The sequence below is a fragment of the Microbulbifer sp. MCCC 1A16149 genome (genome assembly GCF_050368945.1).
Taxonomy (GTDB): Bacteria; Pseudomonadota; Gammaproteobacteria; order Pseudomonadales; family Cellvibrionaceae; genus Microbulbifer.
In genome coordinates, this window is the sequence record NZ_CP185959.1 from 29,327 (window position 1) to 45,323 (window position 15,997).

Annotated in this window: 12 protein-coding genes; 2 read left to right on the forward strand and 10 right to left on the reverse strand. The window is 59.5% G+C overall.

Annotation, left to right across the window (positions count from 1 at the left end; all coding sequences use genetic code 11):
* Positions 1 to 39 precede the first annotated feature (39 nt).
* On the forward strand, positions 40 to 852 hold the full coding sequence (locus ACONT6_RS00130) for a LytR/AlgR family response regulator transcription factor (RefSeq protein ID WP_428819882.1): 813 nt from the start codon (positions 40 to 42) through the stop codon (positions 850 to 852).
* A gap of 39 nt (positions 853 to 891) precedes the next feature.
* Here ACONT6_RS00130 and ACONT6_RS00135 read toward each other — a convergent pair whose 3' ends face one another.
* The 5 genes from ACONT6_RS00135 to ACONT6_RS00155 form a co-directional block, all read right to left on the reverse strand.
* Positions 892 to 1,512 (reverse strand): response regulator transcription factor, encoded by a 621-nt coding sequence (locus tag ACONT6_RS00135; protein WP_428819883.1) that lies wholly within the window; start codon positions 1,510 to 1,512, stop codon positions 892 to 894.
* A 41-nt stretch (positions 1,513 to 1,553) separates the two neighbouring features.
* Positions 1,554 to 2,342, reverse strand: a complete 789-nt coding sequence (locus ACONT6_RS00140) for a 3-hydroxybutyrate dehydrogenase (RefSeq protein WP_428819884.1) — start codon at positions 2,340 to 2,342, stop codon at positions 1,554 to 1,556.
* A 112-nt stretch (positions 2,343 to 2,454) separates the two neighbouring features.
* Positions 2,455 to 2,820 carry a hypothetical protein gene (locus ACONT6_RS00145; RefSeq protein ID WP_428819885.1) on the reverse strand — a complete coding sequence of 122 codons (366 nt, stop codon included), beginning with the start codon at positions 2,818 to 2,820 and terminating at the stop codon, positions 2,455 to 2,457.
* 99 nt (positions 2,821 to 2,919) lie between these two features.
* Entirely contained in the window at positions 2,920 to 3,189 is a 270-nt protein-coding gene (locus ACONT6_RS00150; RefSeq protein WP_428819886.1) for a hypothetical protein, read from the reverse strand.
* Positions 3,190 to 3,479: 290 nt separating this feature from the next.
* Entirely contained in the window at positions 3,480 to 4,568 is a 1,089-nt protein-coding gene (locus tag ACONT6_RS00155) for a hypothetical protein (RefSeq protein WP_428819887.1), read from the reverse strand.
* 140 nt (positions 4,569 to 4,708) lie between these two features.
* On the opposite strand from ACONT6_RS00155, the gene serB reads away from it, so the two are divergent.
* Positions 4,709 to 5,722, forward strand: a complete 1,014-nt coding sequence (serB, locus tag ACONT6_RS00160; RefSeq protein WP_428819888.1) for a phosphoserine phosphatase SerB — start codon at positions 4,709 to 4,711, stop codon at positions 5,720 to 5,722.
* Between the two features lie 26 nt (positions 5,723 to 5,748).
* Here the strand turns inward: serB and ACONT6_RS00165 are convergent, their stop codons facing one another.
* The 5 genes from ACONT6_RS00165 to ACONT6_RS00185 all read right to left on the reverse strand — a co-directional run bounded on the left by ACONT6_RS00165 (position 5,749) and on the right by ACONT6_RS00185 (position 15,857).
* Positions 5,749 to 5,925: a hypothetical protein gene (locus ACONT6_RS00165; RefSeq protein ID WP_428819889.1), complete on the reverse strand. Its 177-nt coding sequence runs from the start codon at positions 5,923 to 5,925 to the stop codon at positions 5,749 to 5,751.
* Positions 5,926 to 6,068: 143 nt separating this feature from the next.
* Positions 6,069 to 9,188: an efflux RND transporter permease subunit gene (locus ACONT6_RS00170; RefSeq protein WP_428819890.1), complete on the reverse strand. Its 3,120-nt coding sequence runs from the start codon at positions 9,186 to 9,188 to the stop codon at positions 6,069 to 6,071.
* Complete coding sequence (locus ACONT6_RS00175) at positions 9,185 to 10,270, reverse strand: efflux RND transporter periplasmic adaptor subunit (RefSeq protein WP_428819891.1); 1,086 nt, start codon at positions 10,268 to 10,270, stop codon at positions 9,185 to 9,187. The genes ACONT6_RS00170 and ACONT6_RS00175 overlap by 4 nt, the downstream gene beginning before the upstream one ends.
* Before the next feature lie 261 nt (positions 10,271 to 10,531).
* Positions 10,532 to 12,520, reverse strand: coding sequence for a M1 family metallopeptidase (locus ACONT6_RS00180; protein WP_428819892.1), 1,989 nt, complete (start codon positions 12,518 to 12,520; stop codon positions 10,532 to 10,534).
* 271 nt (positions 12,521 to 12,791) lie between these two features.
* Positions 12,792 to 15,857, reverse strand: a complete 3,066-nt coding sequence (locus ACONT6_RS00185) for a thrombospondin type 3 repeat-containing protein (RefSeq protein ID WP_428819893.1) — start codon at positions 15,855 to 15,857, stop codon at positions 12,792 to 12,794.
* Positions 15,858 to 15,997 lie beyond the last annotated feature (140 nt).

Here is a 15,997-nt window from a genome sequence, read left to right on the forward strand (position 1 = left end):
AGTACAGGGGAAGGCTAGGCATGAACGGAGTGATAAGCGGTGAGTAGCGACAGTCTGAAAGTCATTATTGTGGACGATGAGCCCCTGGCCCGACGTGGCCTGCGGCTGCGCCTGGAAAACCTGGGTGGTGTCGAGGTGGTGGCCGAGTGCGGCAACGGTCGCGAGGCGAAAGAGCAGATCGAACGGCTCAAGCCGGACGTCGCATTCCTGGATATCCAGATGCCGGGAGTGACCGGGCTGGAGCTGGTACAGCTGTTGCCGAAAGATGAAATGCCGCAGATTGTTTTCGTGACCGCCTACGACCAGTACGCGGTAGAGGCATTCGAGGTTAACGCGGTGGATTACGTGTTGAAGCCCATTGAGGAGGATCGTCTGGACCGCGCGCTGCAGCGGGTGCGCGACAAGCTCGGCAGTGAAAACCTGGCCGCGCAGCGCGAGCAGTTACTTGAGGCCGTGGCAGACCTGACCCAGGAATCCCCGGAGTCCCTGGAGGTCAAGCTGGCGGCGGGAGAGTTGGGCAGCAGCCGCTATCCGGAAAAAATCGCGATCAAGGATTCCGGCAAAATCACCCTGGTACCGGCGCGGGAGATCGACTGGATCGATGCTGCCGGTGACTACATGTGCGTGCACGCCAACGGCGAGACACATGTCATGCGCATCACCATGAAGGAGCTGGAACAGCAGCTGGACCCGAAAGTATTTCAGCGCATCCACCGCTCCACCATCGTCAATTTGAAGCGGGTGCGTGAGATCTGTGCGCACATCAATGGTGAGTATCACCTGGTGCTGAATAACGGTGAGCGCCTGAAGATGAGTCGCAGCTACAAGAACAAGGTGCAGCACTTTATCTGAGGTGCTGCCGTTTAACGCCGCGAAAAACCGGGGTCGGATTCAGATCTGAATCAGCGCCTGGGCCTCGCGGATCAGTTGCTTGCGATCGCGCAGCGCGAGCTTGCGCAGAATCGCAGTTACATGGCTTTTGACCGTGGGTTCGGTGATATCCAGGTCATAGGCAATCTGCTTGTTCAGCATGCCCTGGGCAATCATCTGGAATATCTTCAACTGCTGCGGGGTAAGCTGATTCAGTTTTTCCGCCAGCGCACACTCGCTCTCTGCCTGTAGCGCCTCTTCGCTAAACCATTGGTCTCCCGCCAGTACACACTCGATACATTGCAGGATTTCATCCGGCCGCGCGGTTTTGGAGAGAAACCCACTGGCGCCGAGCCCGGCGGCCTGCTGGATCACCGCGTGCCGGTCACTGCCGGAAACCACGACTACCGGCACTGCAGGGAAGTCGTTGCGGATGCGAGCGAGGCCACTGAAGCCCTCGCTGCCGGGCATGTTCAGATCGAGTAGCAACAGATCGACTTCCGACTGAGCGAGGCGCTGCAGGGTGGAGTCCAGATCTTCGCTCTGCAGCAATTCCGCATTCGGAAAATGCGGGGTAAGCGTGGTCGCCAGCGCGTCGCGATATAGCGGGTGGTCGTCGGCGATCAGCAATTGATAATTCACGGCAGCACCCTGAAGGATAAATGAATCGGGTGCAATGGATACTACTGTGCGCTCCATCCACCGTCCACCGGCAGTGCCGCACCGGTAATGGTGCCGGCAAATTCCCCACACAGGTACAGCGCCAGTTCGCCGATTGCCTGCGGATTGGTGGCCCGTGCCATCGGCTGTTTGGCTCCCACCAGCTCGGTGCGCGCGGTGTCCAGGTCCACCTGCTGGGTGCGGGCAATATTTTCAATTTGCGGCTGGATCAGCGGCGTTTCGACCCAGCCCGGGCAAATGGCATTGGCGGTGATGTTGCAGTCGGCGTTTTCCAGCGCGAGTACCTTGGTCAGGCCCACCAGGCCATGTTTGGCCGCGCAGTAGGCCGACTTGTGCTCCGAAGCCACCAGGCCGTGTACCGATGCGATATTGATAATGCGCCCCCAGCCGCTGGCGCGCATGGCCGGCAGCAGGTCGCGGCTGAGGAAAAAGCCGGCGCTGAGGTTGATTGACAGAATCTGGTGCCACTTCTCTGCAGGAAACTCATGAGCGGGGGCGGTGTGCTGGATACCGGCGTTGTTGATCAACACCGAGGGATTACCAATGGCTTCGCGGGTGTCAGCCACCAGCTGTGCGCAGCCGGCTTCACTGGAGATATCCGCACTACTGAAGCCCACCTTGCCTGGGTAATCGGCAAACTCGTTGCACAGGGTGCGGGCGGTTTCGTTGTCGGCGAGGCCGTGCAACATCACGTGGTGACCTGCCCGCGCGAAACAGTGGGCGATGGCGAGTCCGATACCGCTGGTGGAGCCGGTGATCAGGACTGCGTGTGATTGATTCTTCTGCTGCACAGCGAACTCCCGCAGATGCTTATTCTTTGGATAAATCCTAGCAGCGGCGGGAGTTGCGGGTCTGTATGACCAAGGTATGAGTCGGGCTCATACCCCGGTCAGCTGGCCGGGACTAGCGGCGACGATGTCCGCTACCACTGTGACGATGGTGTCCACCGCCATGTCCGGGGCGATGTCCGGGGCGACCGGGACGATGGTGGCTATGGGGCGGACGATAGCCGGGACGGTTGTAGTAGTGGCGACCGTGATGACGGTAGTAACCGCCGCGATAGTAACGGGGATGGCCGTAACGATAGTAGCGCGGCGACGAGTAGTAGAAGGACACGCTGCCAGATGGATAGACATAAGGGCGCGAATAGGGGTAGGTGGAGTAACCCGTACTACCGGAACTGTAGTAACCGTCGGAAACGCAGGCGCCCAGGGTCAGGGTGCCGAATACGGTAGCGGCCAACAGGCCTTTTTTGACAATGCTCTTCATAGGAGACCTCCGAGGGGCAAGTAACGGGTTGCCAGGGTGCCGATCCACCTTGGATACCGTTTAACTGGTGTCAGTGTTTAACCAGAGATTTGAGAAGGTTCAGCGAGGCTGATTCACGTGGTGTCGAGGCCGGGGCTGGTAGTAACTACCACCACGAATGTAGTAATCGGAATGGCGGGCGTTGTGACAGTGCCCATTCTGGTGGCAGTGGTAGTAACGGCCTTTGACCGAGTAGTAGCCGGGTCCCTCATTGGTTCGGTTGATAGCCGTTGTGGTATCGGTCATATCCTCCATGCTGGAACAGCCGGACAGGGTCAGTAGGGCTACTGCGCCGAGCCCGCTGGCCAGTCCTGCGAATGTGCGCTTCATGAAAACCTCCACGCCGCGAGGGCGGGTGAACCTTCTTATTTTCGATCCGGTCGCCGGCTGAAATGTGCCGACGCCAAACCGAAACCCAAGTGGAAGTTATTTAAGGGTCGCGGAAGCCCAATCACGACCCGTTGCGATGAATATCAACAACCAATAAGTAATTAGCGGCGTGGCGGATATAAGAGAAGAGCTGTAAATGAAAGCGGGCGGGGGTGCGTATAGGGCGCGGGATTGCCCAGAGCCCGCCGGTACCGGCAGGCTCTGGGGGAGTTCGGGGTTGCGAGTGCCTGTTAGGCAGAAACCAGCTGTTGCAGCTGATTGTCCAGGAGTTGCTGCAGCTTGGGATTGAGCCCGGTCACTTCGGCGCCCCAGCTGGTGGTATGGCACTGAATACGATCGGCGAGTGATTCGTCGTCCTGCAGCTGCGGGTGCAGTGCCAGCCCACGGGACTGGCTCAGCAGCTGTTCGCCGTCGAAATCGAACTGCTCCGGCTTGGTCGGCAGTACCGCCAGCGCCAGTTGCAGGCCGGTGGCGCGGCTGGATTGTTGCAGCCCTCGCAGCAGCAGCCCCGCGCAGACCGCGCGAAAGGCCGCGTCGTCGCCGGCAAAGCCGAGGCCCACGGTCGGGCCGGCGCTGGGCAGCGTGCGCGCGTCGTAAATGCGGGTCAGCAGTTGCAGGCGCTGCACGAGCTCGTTCTGCAGGCTATCCATGGCGCTGCGCGAGAGCTGGTTGCCCAGTTGGGCCCAGTTCAAGGGGCGCAGGTACAGGCCGGCGGTCACTTCCGGGGGCGGCTTAGGTTTGGCTTTGGGGACGATCAGTGGTTTGCGCGACGACTGCGGACGAACCTGGCTGACCGCGAGAGCGCAGGCCGCACTGAATGGCAGCGCGAAGATCAGGCACAGCAACAGGCTTGCCCAGGGATAGGCGACCGAGGCACCAGGTTGGATATTCAGTGCCACGCTGCCCGCCAGGCTGTCGTGCAGTACCACCGGTTCGGTAATCATCTGGCCGCGGTTGCGGTCGCCGGCCTGGGCCAGCGGACTGGAGTCCACATCCTGGATGGTCACCCCGCGCACCGCGGGCAGAGCCAGAGTCTGCTGGGCCAGCATCTGCAGGCTGATGCGGTCGCCGGCCACGATCTGTTCGAGGCTCTGGCTCGCCAGTAGCTTGGCCGCTGCCTCCGCACTTGCTCGGTCGCGGGCGATGGCATCGGACTGCTGTCGGCCGTAGGCGTGGCCCAGGGTTGCCAGGCAGAAGCCGGCGAGGGTCAGCCAGATGGCGGCCGCCAGCAGCTGGCGCTGCCGGTTGCGGGAGAGTCCGGCAAGCCGCTGGGGCAGGTTGCTGGTGAATTCGGACAGGCTGGCGAGCAGGTTTTTCATCTTGTTATGGATTCGCTGGCGATACAGGGGCTGATTTTATCCCACTTCTTCAGCGAAAAAAGGCGCCGGGCTATAATGCGCGGCCTTTTCCCGGCGATCGAGCCGCTCGAGCGCCCCATCAGAGTCGATAAGAAACAGCCATGGAAGCACCAACTTACTCCTCCCTCGCCGCTCTCTGCCAGCAGGTTTTCTCACTATCCGCGGGCGAAAGCATGCCGGATTGCCCCTCTGCAGTGACCGCGCCCTGGTGCCTGACCCTGCTCGCAGAGCAGGTGCAGCAGCAGCAACTCGCGCAGTTAAAGGCATTCCTGGGCGAGCGCGACTGGGCGGTGAGCGGGCTGGATATTCTCGCCTGTAGCGCAGAGCGCATCGCGGTCCGCCTGCAGCTGGATGCAAACCTGGAGTTCGACAGCGCACGCAAGGCGTTGCTGGAGCTGGCCGCAGCGCTGGGGGTGGAACTGACGCTGCAGGCTGGTAATACCCAGCGCGCACCGCGGCTTGCCTGTTTTGATATGGATTCGACACTGATCCAGGCGGAGGTGATCGATGAGCTGGCCAAGATTGCCGGCGTGGGGGAACAGGTGGCAGAGATTACCCTCGCGGCCATGCGCGGCGAGCTCGATTTCCAGCAGAGTTTCCGCAAGCGCATGGGATTGCTGCAGGGCTTCACCGAGGAGCGCCTGGCGGAAATCGCCCCCCAGTTACCGATTATGCCCGGTGCGCCGCGCCTGCTACGTGCGCTGCGCGCGCTCGGATGTAAAACCGCCATTCTGTCCGGCGGCTTCACCTATTTCGCCGGCTACCTGAAAGACAATCACCTGGCGGTGGATGTGATCCACGCCAACCAGCTCGAGTTCGAAGACGGGGCGCTGACCGGTGGCGTGATCGACCCGATCGTGGACGGCGCGCGCAAGGCCCATTTGCTGCAGGAGATTGCCGAGGAGATGCACCTGTCACTGGATCAGGTGATTGCGGTGGGAGATGGTGCCAACGACCTGCCGATGCTGTCGCTGGGTGCACTGGGTATCGCCTTTCACGCCAAGCCCAAGGTGCGCGCGGAAGCGCCGCAGGCGATCGATGACTTTGGGCTGGATGCGGCGCTGTATCTGTTTGGTCTGAACGACCGTCAGATCGCGGAATTACTGGCGGAGTAAACTCCCGGGTGATATCTGTCCCGCTTTCAGAAGGACCGGATCAGTGCGAGTGCGGGGCTCAGCTCGCTGTCGAGGGCGGCAAACGGCATCGGCGGCTTGCGCTCGCGGCTGCCGTCCCGGTAGCAGGAGGTCTGTCGCTCACAGGCGGCCATAACCATTGCCAGTGTGATCAGTGCGATGACGGCGAATATTCGCTTGCCCATGAGGGTTCCCTGTCTGCGATTTGATTGCAACTTTCTGATTCCTGCCAGTTAGACGAGCGCCAGCGAGAAAAAGTTGCGCTGAATTTGTGAAGACTATGTAAATTGCGCCGGTATGAATAGCCCGGCGCAAACTCTCCCGCCAATCAATCCTGTTTCGTGACGGGATACTGCGAATCCAGTTCTGCCACATCCCGCGCTACCTGGCCCGGCGAACCGGTGCGGCGCGCCAGCACGTCGTAGGCCACCGGTACGATATACACGGTGAACAGGGTCGCTGCCAGCACGCCGAACAGCACCACAGTACCGATTACCGCGCGGGTCTCCGAGCCGGCACCGGAGGACAGCAGCAGTGGCAGCGAGCCCGCGGCGGTGGTGATGCCGGTCATCAGGATCGGCCGCAGCCGGGTCTCGGAGGCCTGGCGCAGGGCCTGGCCAAACTCCACGCCGCGGTCCCGCAGCTGGTTGGCGAATTCCACAATCAGAATCCCGTTCTTCGCCGCCAGCCCCACCAGCATGATCAGTCCCACCTGGCTGTAGATATTCAGCGATTGATTGGTAAGCAACAGGCCCAGCAAGGCGCCGGCCATGGCCAGGGGCACCGTGAACATGATCACCAGTGGATGAATGAAGCTCTCGAACTGCGCGGCCAGTACCAGGAACACCACCAGCGCGCCCAGCAGAATGGCGAACAGGATGGTGTTGCCGGAATCCTGGAAGCTCTTTGACTGTCCCTTGTAGTCGATTACCGGTGACCCTTCGATATTTTCATCCACCAGCTGGTTCAGGTAGGCCAGCGCCTCGCCCAGTACCAACCCGTCCGCCAGGTTGGCGTCGAGAGTGATGGAGCGCACCCGGTTGTAGCGTTGCAGCTGTGGCGAGTCCGCGTACTCGCTGACTTCCACCAGGCTCTGCAGGGGGATCAGCTCGCCGGTGGTCGAGGAGCGCACGTACAGGTTTTCCAGGCTGTCCGGGGTGCGTTGCATATCGCGCTCGCCCTCAAGGATCACGTCGTACTCTTCCCCGTTATTGATAAAGGTGGTGGCGCGCAGGGAGCCGAACATGGTCTGCAGGGTAGTGCCCACATCGCTGACCTGAACACCGAGATCCGCGGCGCGCTCGTAATCCACATTGATGCGTAGCTGCGGCTGGGTTTCCTTGTAGTCCCAGTCCACACCCAGCAGACCCGGGTTGGATTTCTCAATCGCGGCGTTCAGCTGGTCCCGCCACTCGGTCAGTTGCGCGTAGCTGCCGCCACCGACGACAAATTGCACGGGTTTACCCAGGCCGCCGCCGAAACTCTGGCGCATCACCGGGAAGGCGCGTACCCCGCTCAGGTCACTCACCGCCGCGCGCACCTGGTTCATCAGCTCAAATCCCGAGGGACGCTCTCCCCAGGGGGCGAGGGTGAAAATCACCATGCCGGTATTGAAGGTGGCGGAGGTCCCAAAGGAGCGCGGTGAGCGTACCAGCAGGCGGTTTACATAGCCTTTTTCCACCAGCGGCATCAGTCGTGCCTCGATGGTGTCCATGTATTCCTGCATGTACTGGTAACTTGCGCCCTCGGGGCCGTTGACCAGCAGGAAGAAGGAACCGCGGTCTTCCCGCGGGGCGTATTCAGTGGGAATCAGGCGGAATGACAGCGCGGCAAACGTCATCACCGCCAGAAATACACAGCTGGCAACCCAGTGTTTGCGCAGAATAAAATCGAGCCCGCCCCGGTAGCGGCGCTGGACGCGGGTCAGCGCGTTGTCCATAAAACGGGTGGCTGCATTGTGCTCATCGTTGGGGCGAATCAGTTTCGCCGCCAGCATGGGCGACAGTGTCAGTGCGGTGATGGAGGAGAAGATCACTGCCGCGGACATGGTCAGTGCGAACTCGGAGAACAGCCGGCCGATATCTCCTTCGAGGAAGGTGATGGGCACGAACACCGCCACCAGCACCAGAGTGGTGGCGACCACCGCAAAGCCCACCTCGCGCGCGCCGCGATAGGCCGCCAACAGCGGCGGCTCGCCGTATTCGTCCATGCGCCGGAAAATGTTCTCCAGCACTACAATGGCGTCATCCACCACCAGGCCGATGGCCAGTACCAGCGCCAGCAGGGTGAGCAGGTTGATACTGAAGCCGAAGGCGTACAGCAGGATGGAGGTGGCGATCAGGGATACCGGCACTGTCACCGCCGGCACCAGGGTGGCGCGCCAGTTGCCTAGAAACAGGTAGATCACCAGGGTTACCAGGATCACGGCGATGATCAGGGTGGTGTACACCTCCTTGATCGCCTCGGACACAAACACCGAGGCATCGTAACTCTGGCTGAGGCGCATGCCGTCCGGCAGGGTCTTGTTGACCTTTACCATCTCCGCCTTGGCCGCTTCCGCCACCGCCACGATATTGCCGGTGGACTGGCGGGTAATACCGATACCGACCATCGGCTCACCATTGCCGCGGAAGGTGGAGCGGTCCTCAGCAGAACCCAGTTCCACCCGCGCTACATCACCGAGACGCACCACATGGCCGCTGTCACCGGTAGCAATGGCGAGACGCGCGAAGTCCTCGGCGCTCTGGAACTGGCGCTGCAGGCGCAGGGTGAACTGGCGATCACTGGATTCCAGGTAGCCCGCCGGCAGCTCGCGGTTTTCCGCGCGCAGGGCTTGTTCGATATCCGCACTGGTAACGTTGTGCGCGGTCATGGCACCGCGGTCCAGCCAGATACGCATGGCGAAGTCTTTGGCGCCGCCCACCCGCACCCGGGCCACGCCGTCGAGTACCGAGAAGCGGTCCACCAGGTAGCGGTTGGCGTAGTCGGTGAGCTCCGGCACGGTGAGGCGGTCGGAGGTGAGGTTCAGCCAGATCACCACATCGTCGCTGCTGTCGACCTTTTCGATTTCGGGGGGATCCGCTTCCACCGGCAGGTTGTTCATCACCCCGGAGACGCGGTCGCGGATATCGTTGGCCGCGCCGTCCACATCCCGGTTGATATTGAACTCGATGGAAATCCGCGAGCGCCCGTCGGTGCTCGACGAGGTGACTGTCTTGATGCCCTCGATTCCGGCAATGCGGTCCTCAATCAGGCGGGTGATTCGGGTCTCCACAATATCCGCGGAGGCCCCGGGGTAGTTTGTGTCGATGGACACGATGGGCGGGTCGATATCCGGATATTCCCGCAGTGCCAGGCGGTCAAAACTGATCAGGCCGAACACCACCAGCAGCAGCGACAGTACCAGTGCGAAGACCGGGCGTTTGACCGCCGTATCACTGATGATCATTGGTTGGCCGCTCCATTATCCGCCTGCACGGAAACGGGCTGGCCGTCGCGGATATGCAGGGTGCCGCGGGTTACTACCCGCTCACCCTGGGAGAGGCCGGACAGCACTTCCACTTTGCCCCGGTAGCGGTGTCCGATCTGCACCTCGCGGCGCTGCACCATATGCCCGCCCTCGGTTTTCTTGACCACGTATACAGACTGGTCTCCAGCAAGCGGTACCAGCGCCGCCTCGGGAACGGTCAGTGCCTCGCGCGGGTTGCTGATGATGCGTACCCGCAGCAGCATGCCGGGCTTGAGCTGGCCGTCGGGATTGTCGAGGCGGCCGCGCACGGTAAACGCGCGGGTCTGCGGGTCCACCCGCGCTTCCACAATCATCACCTCGCCGTTGAACACCCGCTTGGGGTGGGCCTGGCTTACAGCTTCAATTTTCATACCGCCGCTGATCGCCGACAGCTGTCGCTCCGGCACAGTGAAATCCACTTTCAGGCGATCGATTTCCTGGATGGTAGTGAGCTCCGTGGTGGGGGTGGCGAGGCTGCCCACACTGATATTGCGCAGCCCGAGCTGGCCGTCAAACGGCGCGCGGATAATGCGGTCGTCGATGCGCGCCTGCAGGCCGTCGATCAGGGCGCGGGTCTCCGCCACCTGGGTTTCCACCGCCTCCAGCTGTTCGCGGGTGCTGAGGTTTTTCCCCACCAGGCCGCGCAGGCGCTTTGCATCCCGCTCATAGCGCTGCAGGGTGGCGCGGGCACCGGCCAGCTCCGCCAGCTCCTCGCCGTGGCTGAGCTCTACCAGCACATCCCCGGCCTTGACCCGCTGCCCGCTCTCAAACGCGATACGGCTGATATGTTCGGTTACGCCTGCACGCAGGGACACAAACTCCCACGCCTTGGCGGTGCCCAGTGCTTCCACCGGGTTGGAGATCTGCTCAAGTTCCACATTCGCGACGCGTACCGGCACCGGTGCCTTGTCGGGCCCGCCCTGGGCGAGAAGTGTTGTGGGGAAAATGAGGGTGGCAAGGAGTGCGAATTTTGCACACACAAGACGACTAATGCCTGGACCGAATACGCCGATGGAGTTCATGGGGTCGTGAAATACCTGGATATCTGAATTTCGCTGGGCTGCCGCTCGGCCAGCTGTAAATGCGTCGATCGCAAGGGATACGTCGACACAAGCAGAACAGATTGCCGAAGCAACATTTACACCAGATTAAATGATGAGGACGAAAGGGCGAGAATATTTACATAAATTTGCGTCCCGGTGTGCTGGGACCGGGACGCAAAGCGATGAACAGCACACTCCCCGGGATTGCCCGACGGGGAGTGTTCAGGATTACACCAGGGATCAGTCGCCGTAGATGATCTTGCTGTTCACTTTCACGGTCAGCGGGTGATAGCCCGGCTTGGCTTTCTCGAAGATACGCTTGGCTTCGTCGGTTTTGCCATTTTCCACCATATTGCGATACAGCGGGCGCAGGAACTTGTTGCGTCCGATGCCCACCAGGAAGTCTTCGAGGCGCGCGTTGGCCGGTTCATAGTCGTTGCGCACGGCGATCATCAGCCAGCTGAAGGCGATCTCGTTATTTTTGGACTGGGTCAGGTCGAATGTCTCGTCCAGTTCCTGCAGTTGATCTTCGCTGAGCTTCTCCGGCATGCCGTCGAGGAAGTACTTCCACTGGTGGAAGGTCCAGTCCTTGGTGTCGATATCGCTCGCCTTGATCTCACCGTTCAGCCACTGCTCGCGCACTGGGTCCAGTTTGGTGAAGGCATCGGACTGCGGGTGCGGTGCGTCTTCCGGGATGCCAGGCTTGAAGATCCACTCCTGGATACGCGTGCGGTCCAGCTGCTCCGGGTACTGCTTGAGCAGGGTCTCGTCCAGGTACTTTACGAAATCTTCCGTGGTGATGCTCTGGAAGGCGAAGTGGTTGAAGTACTCCATCAGGAACTTGTCGAAGTTCTCGCGGCCCACTTTCTGCTCCAGTTCGTACAGGAACAGGGAGCCTTTTTCGTAGGGGATATTGGAAAAGACTTCATCGGGATCGCGGCCGCGCAGGTCAATGGCCATGATCTCGTCTTTGTCTTCGCGGTCGTCCAGGTCGGCCTTCAGGTCGTCGTAACCCAGGGCCATTTCCATTTGGTAGCGCTTGTCACCGTACACAAACTGCATGATGCGGTTGGTGAGGTAGGTGGTGAAACCTTCGTTCAGCCACAGGTCGCGCCAGCTGGCATTGGTGATCAGGTTGCCGGACCAGGAGTGGGCCAGCTCGTGGGCAATCAGGGCCACCAGGCTCTTGTCACCGGCAATCACCGTGGGGGTGATAAAGCTCAGGCGCGGGTTTTCCATGCCGCCGAATGGGAAGCTGGGAGGCAGGATCAGCAGGTCATAGCGGTCCCAGCGGTAGGGACCGAAGTTCTCCTCGGTGACCTCGAGCATGGACTCGGTGTCTTCGAACTCTTTCGCCGCGGCTTCCAGCAGTTCCGGCTCGGCGTAGACGCCGGTGCGCTCGCCCATGGCTTTGAAGTCCAGGTTGCCGATACCGATGGCGATCAGGTAGGACGGAATGGCCTGGGGCATTTCAAACTCGAACACACCGTCCAGTTCTGCTTCCGGATCGTTGTTCGCGCTCATCACGGCGCGCAGTTCTTCCGGGGTGCGGATGGTGGCCTCGTAGGTCATGCGCACCTGCGGAGAGTCCTGCAGGGGAATAAAGCTGCGCGCATGGATGGCCTGGGCCTGGGTGAACAGGAACGGGTGCTTCTTGCCCGCGGTCTGCTGCGGCTCCAGCCACTGTACACCGGAGGCGCCGGGAGAGGTCTGGTACTGGATTGCGACCCGGTTGGCGCCCTTGGGCAGCTGAATTTTCAGCGGGGTGCCCAGGTGGGGGTCTTTCTTGCCCATGCTGAATTTGACCGGCTGCAGGGAATCGCCGATGCCCGCGCGCACTGCGGTAACGTCCAGCTCACGGGTGTCGAGAATCAACGGCGGATTCTTGGCGGTCTGGCGCTTGATGTCGAGGATGGCCTCGCCCTTCAGGATCTTGTTGTCGAAGTCGGCGGTGAGGTCTAGATCGAGGTGTTTGACGAGGTAATCGTTGGTATTGGCAAAGGAGTGGTAGTCGACACCGGACTCCGGCTCGGCGTTATCCGCGAGCGGGGTGTCTTTTTCCAGGTTCTCCGGCGTGTATTCGGTGGCGCTCTCGGGGATGTCTGCGGTGTTTTCACCGTTTGCCGCATCTTCATTCTTGCTGCAGGCACTCAGTGTGACGAGACTGCAGGCGAGCAGCCCGGCGCCGATCAGGCGGCCGAGGTTGGGGGTGAACAATTGGGGCAGCATGGAAGGCTCCGTGATTGTTTTATTTGTGAATTCAGAACTGGGTAAATTCTTCGCGGCACAGAATACCGAATTGGGCAGGGTTCAGAAAGCGGCCAGCGCGAGAGGAGGGGGCGGGTGAAAGCTTTCAGACAGGGTTGGTCAAAAATTGTGGCTTGTCAATTTTAGTGTGGCCGAAACTTGCTCTATCTCGCCATTGCCTGACGATATCGTGTAACGAATCCTACGTCATAAAAAAAGCCCCGGATGAAGTATCCAGGGCTTTTGTGAGGGACTACTGAAGCCGGGTAAAGACCAGCTGCGGTGCGGTCGTCAGGCTTATGATGGATCTCCCATCCGAAGATATCGTCTGCCCTTTCTTTTTGAGTTCATTCTTATAACCAGAAATGTGGCCACTGAATAGGCTGGTCCCATCCTTGCTGTACAGCCAGTAGTCCGCACTCCCACTGTTGTAATAGTCGTTCGCGCCTGCGAGAAGACTATCGTCGGGCGCGATTTCGACACAACAGGGGTAGGCAACACCAGGCATGTTCTGCAACACGGATCCAGTTGCCGTGTCTATCTTGTCGTAGCTGTAGTTTGTATAGAAGGCAATCGTATAGAAAAAATCACCGTTAAAGCTGACTGCAAGATCATCCTCACCGTAAGGGCTGGAGCGGCGTGTCGATAGAATGTCGTTGTCCAGGCTTGAATAGGCGACATCGAAGCAGCCCATATTGGTGCCGGTAGAACAGTAAACCCTGCCGTTTTCACTCACGTCCAGTTCTTTATAGTAAGCGGAGTTGAACTCGGTAGAGCTCCTTACTAGGGACAGGTCTTCTGCACTGATCACCTGCAATCGACCAAAGGTGGCGTTCTCGCTTTCCTTGTAGTAAGTGAAGGCAAGCGGTTTACCGTTGACCCGGGCATAGCGCACATATTCCGGCTTTTTGGCGTAAGAATTGGATGCTTCGACTCCGAGGGACAGGTCGTAGGAGGTGACCGTGTTTTGGCCGCTATCGGTCGCGAACAGTTTCTGTCCGTCGCTGGAAATTGCCATTGAGCTTATTTCGCTGACGGAAAGCGTAATGGATTCTTCGATGGCACCGCTGTAAATGTTGTAGACATCAATGGTGTTGCCACTCGCGGCGTAGGCGTATGGTTTGACCGGGTCCGCCAGCAGGTGGTTGTAGTCGCTATCTACCGCGATCGTTTGTGCCGGACCTGTACTGCCGATCCACAGGCTTACCTGAATCTCTTCAACGTTTTCGATTGTCTCACTGCTTGAGGATACGCTAACCGTTGCGGTATGCAGGGTATCCAGGCTCAGGCCGTCGGTATTTGCCGATAGTGCCAGGCTTTCTCCGGTGACTCCAGATGTGTCAATCGTCAGCCAGCTCGCATCGGTAGAAGCCTGCCATGGCACGCCGCCTTGCCAGTAGCTATCGTCAATCAAGATGGAGTGCTGCAGGCTCTGGTGTGCCGGGAAACTGGAAAAAGCAATGCCATTATCGTGTGCAACCAGCAGATTCCGGGAGCTTTTGACGGTGATGTCATAACTGGCTTCGACCGCTTCTCCATCCACAGTTGCACTGAGGGTAACCGTACCGTTGTGGATGCCTTCCAAAAATTTTGTCGGGTCAAAATCCAGAACAATTTCCTGCTGGTTCTCATCCGTATTCAATGTCGATGACACCGCCCAGGCGCCAGCCAGCGGGAAGTCCACGGTCACATTGGTGACATGGCTTTGGCTGCCGGTATTGAGGGTCACGTAATTCACGAGGGTTGTGTCTTCCCAGCCAAAACTGGCGTCGAGCTCCTGAGACAACGCGCTAATCGTGAGTTGCGGAAGCTGGAAATCAAAATTGAAGGTCACGTACTCGGCATCGCCGGCATCCGGGTCGGTAATGGCGATGGATTCAGACACGGTGTCGCTGGATATCTGAGTCATATCCAGTGTGAACACTACCTTGCCATCCCCTTGACCACTGCTGACATCGGTACTGATACCTGCCACGGAGATATCTTCCAGTACCCAGTCCAGGTTCGGTGCGGCAATATCGACGGCAAAGTTGAGGGTGCTCTCTGAGCTGCCGCGCACGTAAGTTACTTTGTGCGTATTGTTTGATAACGCCAGTTTTGCCCATTTTTCCGGGTTGTATGGGTAGTTGTCCGCGGCATCATCGTAACCGTCGTTATCATCGTCGTTATCCGCGTTGTCGCCGATACCATCGTTGTCGTAGTCAGCAACTTCGTCCGGGTCGGTAGGAAAGGCGTCGTTGTCGTCTGTAACCCCATCATTGTCATCGTCGGTATCGGCATTGTTACCGATGCCGTCGCTGTCACTGTCCACGCTTTCTGCCGGATCATTGGGGAAGGCATCGTCGCTGTCGGGCACCCCATCTCCATCAGTGTCGGGATCGCTTCCGCCGCTACCGCCAGAACTGCTGCCGCTGGAACTACTACTGGAGCTCGAAGAGCTGCCAGATCCGGACGAGCTACCGCTCGAGCTGGATGAGCTGCTGGAACCGGAAGAACTACTGGATGAACTGCTTGAGGAGGAGCTGTCACCACCGGTGTAGGGGCCTACATAATCCGTGAGCTGAAATTCGTAATCGGCATCTGCCAGTCGCGCGATACCCAGGTCTTTCACGAAAGCAAAGGCGTGGGCTACCTGAAGGATAACCTGAGTGCCGTCGATGGTTGCGGTGGCTTCCATGGCAAACTGAACCACCTGGGCATTGTCTTCGGTGTAGCTGGTGGTTATCGAGCCCTCTCCCTGGTATCCGCGGCCGGCATCATAGGTAAAGCTCTTGTCTCCGTAGTCCGGAGAGATGTTGACGATCCCGCTTCCGCTCTGCTCCAGAATATCGCCCGGCGCCAGGTTTTCATCCCAGAGCAGGACTTTTTTGTCCAGGCGAAAATCAACGGTGTAAGTGCCCACACCATCGATATAAAGATCCGGCGCGTAGAAACCGAGATAGTAGATACCAGTGCTATTGGAGATGAAGTAATACTTGGCTCCACTGGGAAACACGAGGGCGCGCGCGCTCATTGAACCAATGGTGGCATCTTCAAAGTGCGCAGCTTCCGTGCTCCAGTTGTAATACAGCGCGATATCGTCGCCGGCGGGAAGGTACGGGTTGTAGTCTCCGGGGGGATTGCTGTCACCTCCGCTACTGCTGCTACTCCCACTACTGGTTCCACCACTACTCCCGCTACCACTTCCGCCACTACTACTGCTTGTAGTGCCTCCGGATGAGCTTCCCGAGTCTCCGGTATCGCCACCGCCTCCACCACAGGCGGTGAGCGTCACTGCCAAGATAAGGTAAGCGAGGAATCTAAAAATCGAATTCAGCATTCATCTATCCCTAGGTTGCCGGCCCTGGATTACTGTCCGAATGTGTACCCTTTCTCCAGCGCTAAACCTGTCTGGATAGTTGCCAGTCGTTTATTAGGGAATGGGCGAACGGGTCGGACATGTAATCGAGCTGAGTTTTT

Coding starts and splice junctions, on each gene's coding strand:
- ACONT6_RS00145 (WP_428819885.1), bottom strand. CDS start 2,820: ATGAAGAGCATTGTCAAAAAAGGCCTGTTGGCCGCTACCGTATTCGGC.
- ACONT6_RS00150 (WP_428819886.1), bottom strand. CDS start 3,189: ATGAAGCGCACATTCGCAGGACTGGCCAGCGGGCTCGGCGCAGTAGCC.
- ACONT6_RS00155 (WP_428819887.1), bottom strand. CDS start 4,568: ATGAAAAACCTGCTCGCCAGCCTGTCCGAATTCACCAGCAACCTGCCC.
- serB (WP_428819888.1), top strand. CDS start 4,709: ATGGAAGCACCAACTTACTCCTCCCTCGCCGCTCTCTGCCAGCAGGTT.
- ACONT6_RS00165 (WP_428819889.1), bottom strand. CDS start 5,925: ATGGGCAAGCGAATATTCGCCGTCATCGCACTGATCACACTGGCAATG.
- ACONT6_RS00170 (WP_428819890.1), bottom strand. CDS start 9,188: ATGATCATCAGTGATACGGCGGTCAAACGCCCGGTCTTCGCACTGGTA.
- ACONT6_RS00175 (WP_428819891.1), bottom strand. CDS start 10,270: ATGAACTCCATCGGCGTATTCGGTCCAGGCATTAGTCGTCTTGTGTGT.
- ACONT6_RS00180 (WP_428819892.1), bottom strand. CDS start 12,520: ATGCTGCCCCAATTGTTCACCCCCAACCTCGGCCGCCTGATCGGCGCC.
- ACONT6_RS00185 (WP_428819893.1), bottom strand. CDS start 15,857: ATGCTGAATTCGATTTTTAGATTCCTCGCTTACCTTATCTTGGCAGTG.